Source organism: Streptomyces sp. NPDC006314, from assembly GCF_040613075.1.
Classification (GTDB): domain Bacteria; phylum Actinomycetota; class Actinomycetes; order Streptomycetales; family Streptomycetaceae; genus Streptomyces.
Window position 1 is genome coordinate 55,409 of record NZ_JBEXRL010000012.1, and the last position, 13,668, is coordinate 69,076.

The 13,668-nt window shown below is 72.7% G+C and carries 10 protein-coding genes; 8 read left to right on the forward strand and 2 right to left on the reverse strand.

Annotation, left to right across the window (positions count from 1 at the left end; all coding sequences use genetic code 11):
- Positions 1 to 58: 58 nt before the first annotated feature.
- Positions 59 to 3,823, reverse strand: a complete 3,765-nt coding sequence (locus tag ABZ079_RS22495; protein ID WP_356941217.1) for an FHA domain-containing protein — start codon at positions 3,821 to 3,823, stop codon at positions 59 to 61.
- A gap of 363 nt (positions 3,824 to 4,186) precedes the next feature.
- On the opposite strand from ABZ079_RS22495, the gene ABZ079_RS22500 reads away from it, so the two are divergent.
- From ABZ079_RS22500 to ABZ079_RS22515, 4 genes are all read left to right on the forward strand, one after another.
- The gene (locus ABZ079_RS22500) at positions 4,187 to 5,869 is read left to right on the forward strand and encodes a serine/threonine-protein kinase (protein WP_356941218.1); all 1,683 of its coding nucleotides are present in this window, start codon (positions 4,187 to 4,189) and stop codon (positions 5,867 to 5,869) included.
- Between the two features lie 135 nt (positions 5,870 to 6,004).
- Positions 6,005 to 7,231, forward strand: a complete 1,227-nt coding sequence (locus ABZ079_RS22505; protein WP_356941219.1) for a serine/threonine-protein kinase — start codon at positions 6,005 to 6,007, stop codon at positions 7,229 to 7,231.
- A 120-nt stretch (positions 7,232 to 7,351) separates the two neighbouring features.
- Complete coding sequence (gene prfB / locus ABZ079_RS22510) at positions 7,352 to 8,458, forward strand: peptide chain release factor 2 (RefSeq protein ID WP_356941220.1); 1,107 nt, start codon at positions 7,352 to 7,354, stop codon at positions 8,456 to 8,458.
- Positions 8,459 to 8,755: 297 nt separating this feature from the next.
- Positions 8,756 to 9,673 carry a hypothetical protein gene (locus tag ABZ079_RS22515; protein WP_356941221.1) on the forward strand — a complete coding sequence of 306 codons (918 nt, stop codon included), beginning with the start codon at positions 8,756 to 8,758 and terminating at the stop codon, positions 9,671 to 9,673.
- Between the two features lie 97 nt (positions 9,674 to 9,770).
- Here ABZ079_RS22515 and ABZ079_RS22520 read toward each other — a convergent pair whose 3' ends face one another.
- Entirely contained in the window at positions 9,771 to 9,962 is a 192-nt protein-coding gene (locus tag ABZ079_RS22520; RefSeq protein WP_356941222.1) for a hypothetical protein, read from the reverse strand.
- A gap of 238 nt (positions 9,963 to 10,200) precedes the next feature.
- On the opposite strand from ABZ079_RS22520, the gene ftsE reads away from it, so the two are divergent.
- From ftsE to smpB, 4 genes are all read left to right on the forward strand, one after another.
- The gene (gene ftsE, locus ABZ079_RS22525; protein ID WP_031159396.1) at positions 10,201 to 10,890 is read left to right on the forward strand and encodes a cell division ATP-binding protein FtsE; all 690 of its coding nucleotides are present in this window, start codon (positions 10,201 to 10,203) and stop codon (positions 10,888 to 10,890) included.
- Positions 10,891 to 10,925: 35 nt separating this feature from the next.
- Complete coding sequence (gene ftsX / locus ABZ079_RS22530) at positions 10,926 to 11,843, forward strand: permease-like cell division protein FtsX (protein WP_356941223.1); 918 nt, start codon at positions 10,926 to 10,928, stop codon at positions 11,841 to 11,843.
- Positions 11,844 to 11,911: 68 nt separating this feature from the next.
- Positions 11,912 to 13,081: a S41 family peptidase gene (locus tag ABZ079_RS22535; RefSeq protein ID WP_356941224.1), complete on the forward strand. Its 1,170-nt coding sequence runs from the start codon at positions 11,912 to 11,914 to the stop codon at positions 13,079 to 13,081.
- Between the two features lie 55 nt (positions 13,082 to 13,136).
- Positions 13,137 to 13,616, forward strand: coding sequence for an SsrA-binding protein SmpB (smpB, locus tag ABZ079_RS22540; RefSeq protein ID WP_356941225.1), 480 nt, complete (start codon positions 13,137 to 13,139; stop codon positions 13,614 to 13,616).
- Positions 13,617 to 13,668: the final 52 nt, after the last annotated feature.

Genomic DNA, 13,668 nt, shown 5'->3' on the forward strand with positions numbered 1-13,668 from the left:
CCGATCGGAGCGGTAGGAAGCCAGAGATCGTCCACCGGAGCGGCGAGAAAGCGGGAGATCAGAGAAGGGAGGGCACTTCCGCCGCCGAGACCTGCCGGGCCGCGCGCTCCACCGCGCTCGCCAGCAGGGCCAGGTCGGTGGGGCCGTTGCCCAGTTCCCGCACGGGCCGGCGGGCCGGCGGGTCACCCATGCGCTGCCACTCCAGCGGGACGACCGTGGGCCGCTGGGTCGCGGTACGCGGGATGCGGCCCGTCACCCGGCCGCCCTGGAAGTCGGTGATCCTCCCGTCCGCGCACGCCAGCCGTCCACGCCCCGGCGCCGGCTCGTCCGGCCCCGGCTCGGGGGCGTCCAGGGTGACCCGCAAGGTGGCCCGGCGCGCCGGTTCCGTCTCCGCCGTACGGCCGCCGGTGCCGGCCGCCGCCACCAGGTGCACACCGAGCCGCTCGCCGTCCCGGGCGACCGCCTCCAGCGCACGCATCACCGACCCGGCGGCGGGCCGGCCCGGCGAGCCGAGCGGCGGAGAGACCAGCGTGTCCAGATCGTCGACGACGACCACGAGCCGGGGCAGCGGCGGTGCGGCCTCGGTGCGCTGCCGCGCCGCCGCGCCCGGGCGCAGCCGCAGGGTGGAGCTGGGCGGCGTGTCTATGTCACCGGTGGGAGGCGTGCGCTGGGCGACGATCCGGCCCGACACCGCGCGCCCCGTATGCCACTCGTTGAAGTCCGTCCGGCCCAGCAGCTCGGCCCGCCGCTTCAGCTCGGCGCTCAGCGACTGCGCGAACTCCCGCATCCGCACCGGGTCGTTGGCGGCGAGGTGAGTGGTGACATGCGGTATGTCGGTACAGACCCGCAGGCCCTCATCGCGTCCGGCGCCCGTGCCGGCCCCGTCCCGGCCGTCGATCAGCACCACGCCCAGCCGGTCCGGCCGCTCGGCGGCGGCCAGCGAGGCGACCACGGCCCGCAGCAGCTCGGTACGACCGCTGCCGGCCGGGCCCTCGATCAGCAGATGCGGACCGTCGGCCACGAGATCGGCGGTGAGCGGTCCGCGCGGACCGGCACCGAGCACCGCCCGGGCCCGGCCGCCCAGCGCCTCGGTGTCGTCCGCGGCGTCCGCCCAGCGTGCCATCAGCGACGCCGGGGTGGCCCGGGCCAGCCCCAACTCGTCCAGCAGCCGCGCCGACCGCGGCAGCGGCGTCGCCACGCGCGCGTGCCGCTCGCCGACGGGGCCGTCCGGACGCAGGGGCGCCAGCGCCCGCCCGAACCGCTCCGCCCAGGCGGCGGAGACGGCGTCCACGGCGGCCACCGTGCCGGCGCCGACGGGCCCGCTCGGGGCCACGCGCATCAGATGCAGTGCGGTGGCGACATCCCCGCTGAGCAGCGCCACGGCGCCGCAGTGCCGGAAGGTCGGCGTCACCGCGCACGCGGCCTCGTACGCCCGCGCCACGGGGAACGCGGGCGAGGCCGGCTCGGTCTCGGCGAGACACACCACATGGATCCCGGCCCGCGGCCCGGCCACGGCCAGCCGCGCGACGGCGTCCCGCAGAGCGGTCCCACCGGGATCCCCGTCCACGACGACGACGGAGTACGGCCCCGGGAACCCGCCACCGCCGACGCCGATCTCCGCATCGTCTCTGGCCCAGGAGGGCCGGCGGCCGGCCGCGGCGGGCTGCGGGGCGGTGACCGCACCCGGGAGCAGATCCGGTGCGGGGGCGCCGGTGGTCTCGGTTACCGGTGACGGCGTCGCTATGCGGTCCGAGGCGGGATGGGCCGCGCTTCTGCCCGTCGCCGCGTGGTCATCGACCCGGCGCAGCAGCTCCTCCGTACGGGCCGCCGCCTGTTCGCGGTCGTAGGCGAGCAGCAGGCGGCAGTTCTGGCCGTGCCCCGGCCGGACATGCGGGAGCCAGCCCAGCCAGGACCACTCCGCCGTGCGCTCTTCCACCGGACGGGAGTGGTCCGCGCTGATCAGCACGATCTCCAGCAGATCAGGGGAGTGCAGCGCGGCGAGCTGGGCCAGCACCGCGCGGGCCAGCCCGGACAGCCGGGGACGCGGACCGGCCAGGCCGAGGGCCCCCGCCTCGCGCAGCGCCGCCGTCACCGGTACGGCGGGCAGCAGGCCCGAGCCGTCCGGCGCGCTCCGGTCGGCCGTGCCGAGCCGTACGGTCAGCGCCTCCGGGTGGCCGGGGCCCCGCTCCCACAGCCGGGGCCCTGGACCCAGGGCGGTCAGCAGCAGCGCGGCCGGGTCCGGCCAGGTCTCCGGCTGCTGCGGGGAACCGGGCGCCGGTACCTCGGCGGCGGGCGCCGCCGTACCGTCGTACGTCCCCCGGCCGGCCGGCTGCTCCGCGCGCCCGCCTGCCAGCCGTCGCGCCCACGCGCCGAGCCCGCGCCGCCGCGCGCTCTGCGGGATGTCGGTGCGCCTGAGGGGGATGCCTTCACGGCCGCCCGCGCGAGCGTCCTCGCCGCGGTGCGTGCCGCCGTCCGCCTCACCGGCGTACGGGTCTCCGGACGCCCCGCCCGCCCCACCGACCCCGAAACGCCCCGCATGCGTCTCCCCACCGAAGCTCCAGTCGCCGAAGGCCGCACTGGTCGGCCCCGGCTCCCTGCTCCGGTTCCCGGAGTCCGGACCGCTCACCTCCTGCCGCCCGCCGCGGTTCCCGGAAGCCGCATCGGTCACCCCTGGCTGCCTGGTCCAGTCGTCGGGGGCCGCACCGGTCGCCTCCCGGTCCCTGCTCCGGTTGCCGGCGGCCGGACCGCTCGCCCCCCGGTCCCCGCCGTGGTGCCCGATGCCCGGTGCCGCGGCCTGCCCCGGTATCGCCGGCGGCTCGCCGGGCCGGTGCGACTGAGCGCCCGTGCCGCGGCCGTAGGCGTCCCAGCCGGCGGGGTCGTGGGCAGGAGGTGACGAGCTGGAGGAACCCGCGGCGCCTACGGCCGGCCCGGACTCCACGCGTGCGTCTCCGGCCGCCCCGGCCCCCGCGCCGGAACCGGCACGAGGCACGCCAGGCCCCCCGGCCGCAGCTCCGGCGGACGACGCTTCCCGCAGGGGTGGCGCGGGTGGGAACACGGACCCGGCCGAAGGCCGGGCGCCCCCCGACGCGCCCCCCGACGCACCGGCAGCCGCACTCGGACCCGCACCACCAGGCCCACCCCCGCCCTCGACGGCAACCCGTACGCACCCCTCCCCGTCGGCCACCGTCCGGACCCGCGCCCCCGGCCCTCCGGACGGAGTCACCCGCAGCGCGGACTCCCCGATCCTCAGCAGCGCCCCCGCAGGGAACCGCACCGGCCGGTCGGTCACGCGCGTGCCGTCGAGGGCCGTTCCGTTCGTGGAGTTCAGGTCGGCCACCGAGACACGGCCGTCGGCGGCGACCGTGACCGAGCAGTGCAGCCGGGAGACGTCGGGGTCGTCCAGCGGGACGTCGGCCTCGGCGGAGCGGCCCACGGTGATGCGGCCGCCGTGCAGCAGATGGACCCCGCCCGCGTCCGGACCCGCGACCACGTGCAGCTGGGTCGGCGCGTCGTCCAGCTCGGGGTGCGGCTCGGGGGCCGCGGGGCCGCCGAGCGACAGTACGGCGCCGTCGGTCAGCGGGGGCTCGCCGAGGGTGCAGCGGCGGGGGTCCAGGCGCTCGGTGCCGGCGTACAGGACCACGGGGGAGGAGCTGCCGGCATCGCGGCCGGTGCCGGCCTCACCGGTGACCGCACCGGCCAGTGCCGACGCGACCGCGGCCAGATCCGTGCCCGTGGGCGCCGTGACCAGTACGTCGCGGCTCGCGGCGCGGCCCCGCTGCGGGGACGGGCCCAGCGGGTCTACGACGGTCAGCCGGATCTGCATCGGCGTCAGCGGTCCCTTCTGCGCGGGTCTGCGCGGGCGCGGACTTCCCCCCACCCCACACGAGCACGTCGGCCAGTACTGGGAGGCATCCTCGCACCTGCCACCGACAATGCGCCCGGCACCCGGTGACAAGTGATCTTGATTGGTCGGCTCTGCCCCCAAAAATGCCTGACCAGTGGCGTACCCGTGATCAGTTGAGATCGGTCACGTCCGGCCCCCGGCAACCAGAAGACCGGACGGAGCGTCTTTCCTTCGAACATGCTCGGTAACGCCTGCGTAGCGCCCTGAAGCGCGGCACTACAGTGGGTCGGAACACCGGAATGCAGGCAAGAAAGCCTCAGCAAGCAGCAGGGAGCGCGTGACGTGCGGCCAGTCGGCAGCAAGTACCTGCTTGAGGAGCCGCTCGGACGCGGCGCCACAGGCACCGTCTGGCGTGCCCGCCAGCGCGAGACCGCGGGCGCCGAGGCGGCCGTGCCCGGCCAGCCCGGGGAGACGGTCGCGATCAAGGTCCTCAAGGAAGAGCTGGCGAGCGACCCGGACATCGTGATGCGCTTCCTGCGCGAGCGCTCCGTCCTGCTCCGCCTCACCCACCCGAACGTCGTCCGAGTCCGTGACCTGGTCGTCGAGGGCGATCTGCTGGCACTGGTCATGGACCTCGTCGACGGCCCCGACCTGCACCGCTACCTGCGTGAGAACGGCCCCTTCACCCCGGTCGCGGCCGCGCTGATGACGGCCCAGATCGCCGACGCGCTCGCCGCCAGCCACGCCGACGGCGTGGTCCACCGCGACCTGAAGCCGGCCAACGTGCTGCTCCAGCAGTACGACGGCCAGATGCACCCGATGCTGACCGACTTCGGCATCGCCCGCCTCGCCGACTCCCCGGGCCTGACCCGTACCCACGAGTTCGTCGGCACGCCCGCGTACGTCGCGCCGGAGTCCGCCGAGGGCCGGCCGCAGACCTCCGCGGTCGACATCTACGGCGCCGGCATCCTGCTGTACGAGCTGGTCACCGGCCGCCCCCCGTTCGCCGGCGGCACCGCCCTGGAGGTCCTGCACCAGCACCTGAGCGCCGAGCCGCGCCGCCCCTCCACCGTCCCGGACCCGCTGTGGACGGTCATAGAGCGCTGCCTGCGCAAGAACCCGGACGAGCGCCCGAGCGCCGAGAACCTCGCGCGCGGCCTGCGGGTCGTCGCCGAGGGCATCGGCGTGCACGCGAACGCCGCCCAGATCGCCGCCGCCGAGGGCGTCGGCGCCCTGCTCGCCCCCGACCCGGCCCCGACCGCCGTCCCGGGCGTGCCCGGTGCCGCCGACCCCACCCAGGTGCTGCCGACGAACGCGCCGCCGGGGGCGTACGACCCGAACGCCGCGACCAGCGTCCTGCCGCACACCGGCGGCCCGGCCGGCGCCGCCGACCCCACCGCCGTACTGCCGAACACCGGCGCGGCGGACCCGACGGCCGTCCTGCCGCCGGTGCCCCAGGGCCAGCAGGGGCAGCAGCCCGAGCAGCCGCACCCCTGGCAGACCCAGCTGCGCGCCGCCCGCGACCGCAACGAGCAGACGCAGATCCAGTACCTCGACCCGGACGAGGACCCGCTGCGCCGCCGGCCCCAGCGGCAGGTGGCCCGGCCCCAGCAGCAGCCGCGCCAGGCCCCGCAGGGCCGCCCGCAGCAGCCGCAGCCGCGCGGCCGGCAGCAGCCGCCGGCCGGGTACGGCTACCCGCAGCAGCAGCCCCAGCAGTACAACCCGCCCCCGCAGCCGCAGCGGTACGCGCCGCCGGCCCCGCAGCCGCAGCGGCCCGCACGCGAGCCGCGGGCGCCCCGGCAGCGCAGCGCCAACCCGATGAAGATCCCCGGGCTCGGCTGCCTCAAGGGCTGCCTGTTCACGATCGTCATCCTCGTCGTGGCCGGCTGGCTGATCTGGGAGCTGACGCCGCTGCACACCTGGGTCGGCCAGGGCAAGGGCTACTGGCACCAGCTGACCGACTGGGTCGGCACGGTGGGCCACTGGGTCAAGGACCTGGGCGGCTCCTCCGGCAACGGGAACTGAGCGGGCGAAGCGGCGGAAACCCGATCGCTGGTTTAGGGATTTGTCGACATCTGACGGGTGATTTCCGTCTCCGCGGTGAAGGTTGGCTCCTCGGACGCGTAGTTTTAACGACAACACGCGTCTGTAGGAGCAGTCTTGGCACGGAAGATCGGCAGCCGGTACACCGCGAACCAGATCCTGGGGCGGGGCAGCGCCGGCACGGTGTGGCTGGGCGAGGGGCCGGAGGGCCCGATCGCCATCAAGCTGCTGCGCGAGGACCTCGCCTCCGACCAGGAGCTCGTCGGACGCTTCGTCCAGGAGCGCACCGCGCTGCTCGGCCTGGAGCACCCGCGCATCGTCTCCGTACGCGACCTGGTCGTCGACGGCAACGACCTGGCCCTGGTCATGGACCTGGTCCGGGGCACCGACCTGCGCACCCGCCTGGAGCGTGAGCGGCGGCTCGCCCCCGAGGCGGCCGTGGCGATCGTCGCCGACGTCGCCGACGCGCTGGCGGCGGCCCACGCCGCCGGGATCGTCCACCGGGACGTCAAGCCCGAGAACGTCCTGCTGGACATGCAGGGCCCGCTCGGCCCCGGCGGAGCACACCCGGCCCTGCTCACCGACTTCGGCGTCGCCAAGCTGATCGACTCGCCGAAGCGGACGCGGGCCACGAAGATCATCGGTACGCCGGACTACCTGGCCCCGGAGATCGTCGAGGGCCTGCCCCCGCGGGCCGCCGTGGACATCTACGCGCTGGCGACGGTCCTGTACGAGCTGCTGGCCGGCTTCACCCCCTTCGGTGGCGGACACCCGGGTGCGGTCCTGCGCCGGCACGTCACCGAGACCGTCGTACCGCTGCCCGGCATCCCCGAGGAGCTGTGGCAGCTGCTCGTGCAGTGCCTGGCCAAGGCACCCGCCTCCCGGCTGCGTGCCTCGGAGCTGGCGGCGCGGCTGCGCGAGCAGCTGCCGACGCTGGCCGGGATGCCGCCGCTGGACGTGGACGAGCCGGACCTCCCCGAGGAGGCCGCGGACGAGCCGGTGCCGCCGGCTCCGCCCGGTGGGGAGCCGGTACGACGGCGGGGGGCGGTCTCCCTGGTCCCGGGGGCCAAACCGGACTCCAACCGGGACACGCACACCTCCATGCGGGTGCCGGGGCCGGACGAGCTGGCGGGTGGCGCCCACGGGACGGCGCGCGTGCCGCGGGCGGCCGGTGCGCCCCGGCCGGGCTCGGCCCGGCACCGGATGGCAGTGCGGCGGCGCCGGATCACGCTGGGCGTGGCCGGGGTGGTCGTCGCGGCGGTCGTGGGCGTCGGCGCGTGGCTGGCCTCCACCGACGGGGACGCGGAGGCGCCGCAGGACACCCACAGCACGTCCGCCCCCTGAGCCGGGGTTACCCACCGACCCACCCGTCCCGGTCCGCCGGACGGCGGCCGCCCGGTACCGCCGCGGCCCGCATCCCCGCACCCTGCCCTGCCCGCCCGGCGGAGCCGTTACGCTGGATGCGTGGCAGTCGTCGATGTATCCGAAGAGCTGAAGTCCCTCTCCTCGACCATGGAGTCGATCGAGGCCGTCCTGGACCTCGACAAGATGAGGGCAGACGTCGCCGTGCTCGAGGAGCAGGCGGCCGCGCCGTCCCTGTGGGACAACCCGGACGAGGCGCAGAAGATCACCAGCAAGCTCTCCCACCTCCAGGCCGAGGTCAGGAAGGCGGAGGCGCTGCGCGGCCGGATCGACGATCTCGCGGTCCTCTTCGAGATGGCCGAGGAGGAGAACGACCCGGACACCCGTGCCGAGGCCGAGTCCGAGCTGACCGCGGTGCGCAAGGCGCTGGACGAGATGGAGGTCCGGACGCTGCTCAGCGGTGAGTACGACGCCCGTGAGGCGCTCGTCAACATCCGTGCCGAGGCCGGTGGTGTCGACGCCGCCGACTTCGCCGAGAAGCTCCAGCGCATGTACCTGCGCTGGGCCGAGCAGCGCGGCTACAAGACCGAGGTCTACGAGACGTCGTACGCGGAAGAGGCCGGCATCAAGTCGACCACCTTCGCCGTCCAGGCGCCGTACGCCTACGGCACCCTCTCCGTCGAGCAGGGCACCCACCGCCTCGTGCGCATCTCCCCCTACGACAACCAGGGGCGCCGCCAGACCTCCTTCGCCGGTGTCGAGGTGCTGCCCGTCGTCGAGCAGTCCGACCACGTCGAGATCGACGAGAGCGAGCTGCGCATCGACGTCTACCGGTCCTCCGGTCCGGGTGGCCAGGGCGTCAACACGACCGACTCCGCGGTCCGCATCACCCACCTCCCCACCGGCATCGTGGTCTCCTGCCAGAACGAGCGGTCGCAGATCCAGAACAAGGCCACCGCGATGAACGTGCTGCAGGCCAAGCTGCTGGAGCGGCGCCGGCAGGAGGAGCAGGCCAAGATGGACGCCCTGAAGGGCGACGGCGGCAACTCCTGGGGCAACCAGATGCGTTCGTACGTGCTGCATCCGTACCAGATGGTCAAGGACCTGCGCACCGAGCACGAGGTGGGCAACCCGGAGGCCGTGTTCAACGGTGAGATCGACGGGTTCCTCGAGGCCGGTATTCGCTGGCGCAAGCAGCAGGAGAAGTAACTTTGTCGACATGACAACTGCCGCCCGAGAGGCGGCAGTTGTCGTTTGTCTGGGTTTTACATCACACTCACAGGCTTCAACTCGTCGCAAACGCCCTCTCAGTGGACATTGCGCCCGCAATGGCCTTGACGTTGCTTTGAAAAATCGGAAAGGTGAGGCGCGGCATGCGTACTCAAGGGGCGCATGTGAACCGGGGGATCGAGTTGACGCGGATTTCGTCACCCAGCTGCCTCCGTCGATCACGGCAAGCCCCGAGCGCCGCCTCATTGACGAACAGCTACTGGGGGTAGCAACCATATGACGAAGAAGACGCGGATCCGGGTCGCGCGGATAGCCGCCGGCGCCGTGATCGCGGCCGGTGCGTCGCTGACCGCCGCTGGTGCGGCCTCTGCCCTGGACCTCGATGTCCAGGCGGGTCCGATCAGCATCGGCGTGACCACGGACGGTGGCGACACCGAGGGCACCACCGGTGGCACCGAGGGTGCCACCGTCGGTGTGACCGAGGGCACCTCTCTGGGGACCACGGAGGGTTCCACCCAGGGTTCGACCGAGGGCGGCACCGAGGGTTCGGTCCAGGGCAGCACCGAGGGCTCGACCGAGGGCGGCACCGAGGGCTCGACCGAGGGTTCCACCCAGGGTTCGACCGAGGGCGGCACCGAGGGTTCGGTCCAGGGCAGCACCGAGGGCTCGACCGAGGGCACCACCCAGGGCTCGACCGAGGGCACCACCCAGGGCAGCACCCAGGGCTCGACCCAGGGCAGCACCGAGGGCGGTAACGGGGGCTCCGGCAACGGGGGCTCCGGCAACGGCGGCTCCGGCAACGGTGGCAACACGGGCGGCGGCTCCGGCAACGGCGGCTCCGGCAACGGTGGCAACACGGGCGGCGGCTCCGGTAACGGCGGCAACGCCGGCGGTTCCAGCACCTCGGGTGGCTCCAGCGACGGTGGCTCCAGCGACGGTGGCTCCAGCAGCACCGGTGGCAACCACACCACGCCCGACGGTGGCAACAACAACTCTTCCCAGGAGGAGGGCACCTCGGCCCTCACCGACACCGGTTCCGACACCACGGTCCAGGGCGGTGACAAGGAGCTCGCCGAGACCGGTGCCGGTCAGACCGCGTTCCTGCTCATCGGTGCCGCGACGATGATCGCCGGCGGTATCGGCTTCCGCGTCCTGCCGCGTCTGGCCGGCGGCCGGGGCGGCGCGGCCGCCTGAACGTAGCCGTACGGTCACGCGCCGCGCGCACGCCATAGACGAAAGGGCCCGGAGCTTGGCTCCGGGCCCTTTCGCCGTTTCCGGGCTCGCAGTCCGTCTATGCGGTCTGGTGCGCCAGCAGCGCCACCGCGGCGATCAGCACAGCCAGCAGCGCGATCAGCGCCATCGGGTTCAGGCCCCCGAAGAAGCCCTCCTGCTGCAGCCGCTCGCGGTTGGCACGGCACACCGGGCACCGGCCCTCGCTCACGGGCGCCGCGCAGTTCGCGCACACCAACCGGTCGTACGTCATGCGCTCGCCCTCCTTGCACCGGCCATCACACATACAACGCGCACGGGAACGGGAACGTTCCCCCCTCCACTGTGCCAGGTTCCCGCGGACCGTGCGCGGGGCCCCGGAAGAGCGGGGCGGGAACAGAGTCCGGTACAAAAACGTACAACTCTTGTCGAACCTCAGCCTGCGACTGCACTTGCACACCCGGTTCGCGTATGGTCACGCTCATCTACCCCCGGCGACCCGTGGTGCATCCGTGATCCGATTCGACAACGTCTCCAAGGTCTACCCCAAGCAGACCCGCCCAGCTCTGAGGGATGTCTCCTTGGAGGTGGAAAAGGGCGAGTTCGTCTTCCTCGTGGGGTCCTCCGGCTCCGGGAAGTCCACCTTCCTGCGGCTCGTCCTCCGCGAGGAGCGGTGCAGCCACGGCCAGGTGCACGTGCTGGGCAAGGACCTCGCGCGCCTCTCCAACTGGAAGGTGCCGCAGATGCGCCGCCAGCTGGGGACGGTCTTCCAGGACTTCCGGCTCCTGCCGAACAAGACGGTCGCGGAGAACGTGGCCTTCGCACAGGAGGTCATCGGCAAGTCCCGGGGCGAGATCCGCAAGTCCGTGCCGCAGGTGCTCGATCTCGTCGGGCTCGGCGGCAAGGAGGACCGGATGCCGGGCGAGCTGTCCGGTGGTGAGCAGCAGCGCGTGGCCATCGCGCGGGCCTTCGTCAACCGGCCCAAGCTGCTGATCGCCGACGAACCCACCGGCAACCTCGACCCGCAGACCTCCGTCGGCATCATGAAGCTGCTCGACCGCATCAACCGGACGGGCACCACGGTCATCATGGCGACACACGACCAGAACATCGTGGACCAGATGCGCAAGCGCGTCATCGAGCTGGAGAAGGGCCGTCTCGTCCGCGACCAGGCCCGCGGCGTCTACGGCTACCAGCACTGAAGCAAGTTCACGACGGAAAGGCTTGACCAGACGCCATGCGCGCCCAGTTCGTCCTGTCGGAGATCGGTGTCGGTCTCCGCCGCAACCTGACGATGACCTTCGCCGTCATCGTCTCCGTAGCCCTGTCGCTGGCGCTCTTCGGCGGTTCACTGCTGATGAGCGATCAGGTCAGCACCATGAAGGGTTACTGGTACGACAAGGTCAACGTCTCGATCTTCCTGTGCAACAAGCACGATGCCGAGTCGGACGTCAACTGCGCCAAGGGCGCGGTCACCGAGGACCAGAAGAAGCAGATCCTCGCCGACCTGAGGAAGATGCCGGTCGTCGACAAGGTCAGCTACGAGTCCCAGGACCAGGCGTACAAGCACTACAAGGAGCAGTTCGGCAACTCCCCGCTGGCCGGTTCGCTGACGCCGGACCAGATGCAGGAGTCGTACCGGATCAAGCTCAAGGACCCGCAGAAGTACCAGGTGATCGCGTCCGCGGTCAACGGGCGGGACGGCGTGCAGTCGGTGCAGGACCAGAAGGGCATCCTGGACAACCTTTTCCAGTTGCTCGGTCTGATGAACCGGGCGGCGCTCGGCGTGATGGCGCTGATGCTGCTCGTCGCACTGCTGCTGATCGTCAACACCGTGCGCGTCTCGGCGTTCAGCCGTCGGCGTGAGACCGGGATCATGCGCCTGGTCGGCGCTTCGGGCTTCTACATCCAGGCGCCGTTCATCGCCGAGGCGGCCGTCGCCGGTCTCATCGGCGGCAGCCTCGCCTGCGTGTTCCTCGTGATCGGCCGGTACTTCACGATCGACCACGGCATGGCCCTGTCCCACAAGCTCACGCTGATCAACTTCGTCGGCTGGGACGCGGTGTTGACCAAGCTGCCGCTGATCCTTGCGACCAGCGTGCTGATGCCTTCTCTGGCGGCGTTCTTCGCGCTGCGCAAGTACCTGAAGGTGTGACGCATACCAAGGAGGGCCGTACGGGCAACCGGCCGTACGGCCCTTCGCGTTGTCCTAGACTCACCGCCATGTCAGGTCGTGACCTGTTCTGTCAGCCCCGTCGCATCCGCCGCGGGGCCACCCTGACATTGGTCTTCGCCGGCGTCCTGGTCGCCGGCGCCGCCACCGGGTCCTTCCCCGAGTCCGAGCGCCCCGCGCGGAGGACCGCGTCCGGCCCGGTGGGCATGGCGACCCGGCCCGAGACCGTGCAGCGGGCCGCCGCCGAGGCGATGGCCGACGGCAAGTCCCCGGTGAAGGCCGCCGAGCGTGCGGTCAGCCGCAGCGGGGACCGGTGGGGCGCCGTCTACTCCCAGGGCGAGTACGAGGAGTTCCAGGAGGCCCTCGACGGCCGTTACACCGGCGTCGGCCTGTGGGCGCGGCGCGAGCGGGACGGCCGGATCGAGGTGACGAAGGTGCAGTCCGGCTCGCCCGCGGCCACCGCCGGGATCCGCAGGGGCGACCGGCTGCGCAGTGTCGACGGCAGCAGGGTCGACGGCCGGCCGGTCACCGAGGTGGTCTCCTTACTGCGCGGCGACGCCAAGTCCGCCCCGGCCGGTACGACGGTCACCCTCGGCCTGGAGCGCGGCACGCGCGCGTGGACCGAGAAGCTGCACCGCGCCCGGCTGTCCACCGACTCCGTGACCGTCCGCAGGCTGCCCGGCGGGGCCACCGTCATCAGGGTCGCCGCGTTCACCAAGGGCTCCGCCGACGCCGTCCGCGCGGTCCTGCGCGAGACGCCGGCCGATACCGGGATCGTCCTCGACCTCCGGGGCAACTCCGGCGGCCTGGTCACCGAGGCCGTGGACGCCGCCTCCACCTTCCTCGACGGCGGCCTCGTCGCCACCTACGACGTCGAGGGCGCCCAGCGCGCCCTGCACGCCGACTCCGGCGGTGACACCACCCGGCCCCTGGTCATCCTGGTCGACGGCGGCACGATGAGCGCGGCCGAGCTGCTCACCGGCGCCCTGCAGGACCGGGGCCGCGCGGTGGTGATCGGCTCCCGCACCTTCGGCAAGGGCTCCATCCAGATGCCGACGGAACTGCCCGACGGCTCGGTGGCCGAGCTGACCGTCGGCCACTACCGCACGCCTTCCGGACACGCGGTCGACGGCCGGGGCATCACCCCCGACCTGGAGGCGGGGGCGGGGGCCCCGCGACGGGCCGAGACGGTGCTCGCCGGCCTCGGTGACCCGTCGTAGCCCGCTTAATACGCTTCCCTCGCACCCCCTCCATGGTGCGAAAATGGTCGGCACTATGGCTAAGGAAAAAGGGCGCAAGCTGATCGCGCAGAACAAGAAGGCGCGGCACGACTACCTCATCATCGACACCTACGAGGCCGGTCTGGTGCTCATGGGGACCGAGGTGAAGTCGTTGCGCCAGGGGCGGGCGTCGCTGGTCGACGGCTTCGTGCAGCTGGACGGTCACGAGGCGTGGCTGCACAACGTGCACGTCCCCGAGTACAGCCAGGGCACCTGGACCAACCACAGCGCCCGCCGCAAGCGGAAGCTGCTCCTGCACCGCGAGGAGATCGACAAGCTGGAGTCCAAGTCCCAGGAGACGGGGCACACGATCGTGCCCCTCGCCCTGTACTTCAAGGACGGCCGCGCCAAGATCGAGATCGCGCTCGCCAAGGGCAAGAAGGAGTATGACAAGCGCCAGACCCTGCGCGAGAAGCAGGACCGCCGGGAGGCGGAGCGCGCGATCTCCGCGGTGCGCCGCAAGCAGCGTGCCTAGCTCAGGGGAATACGCTGGCACCGACCTGCGTTGGTCACGTACGATGGCACCT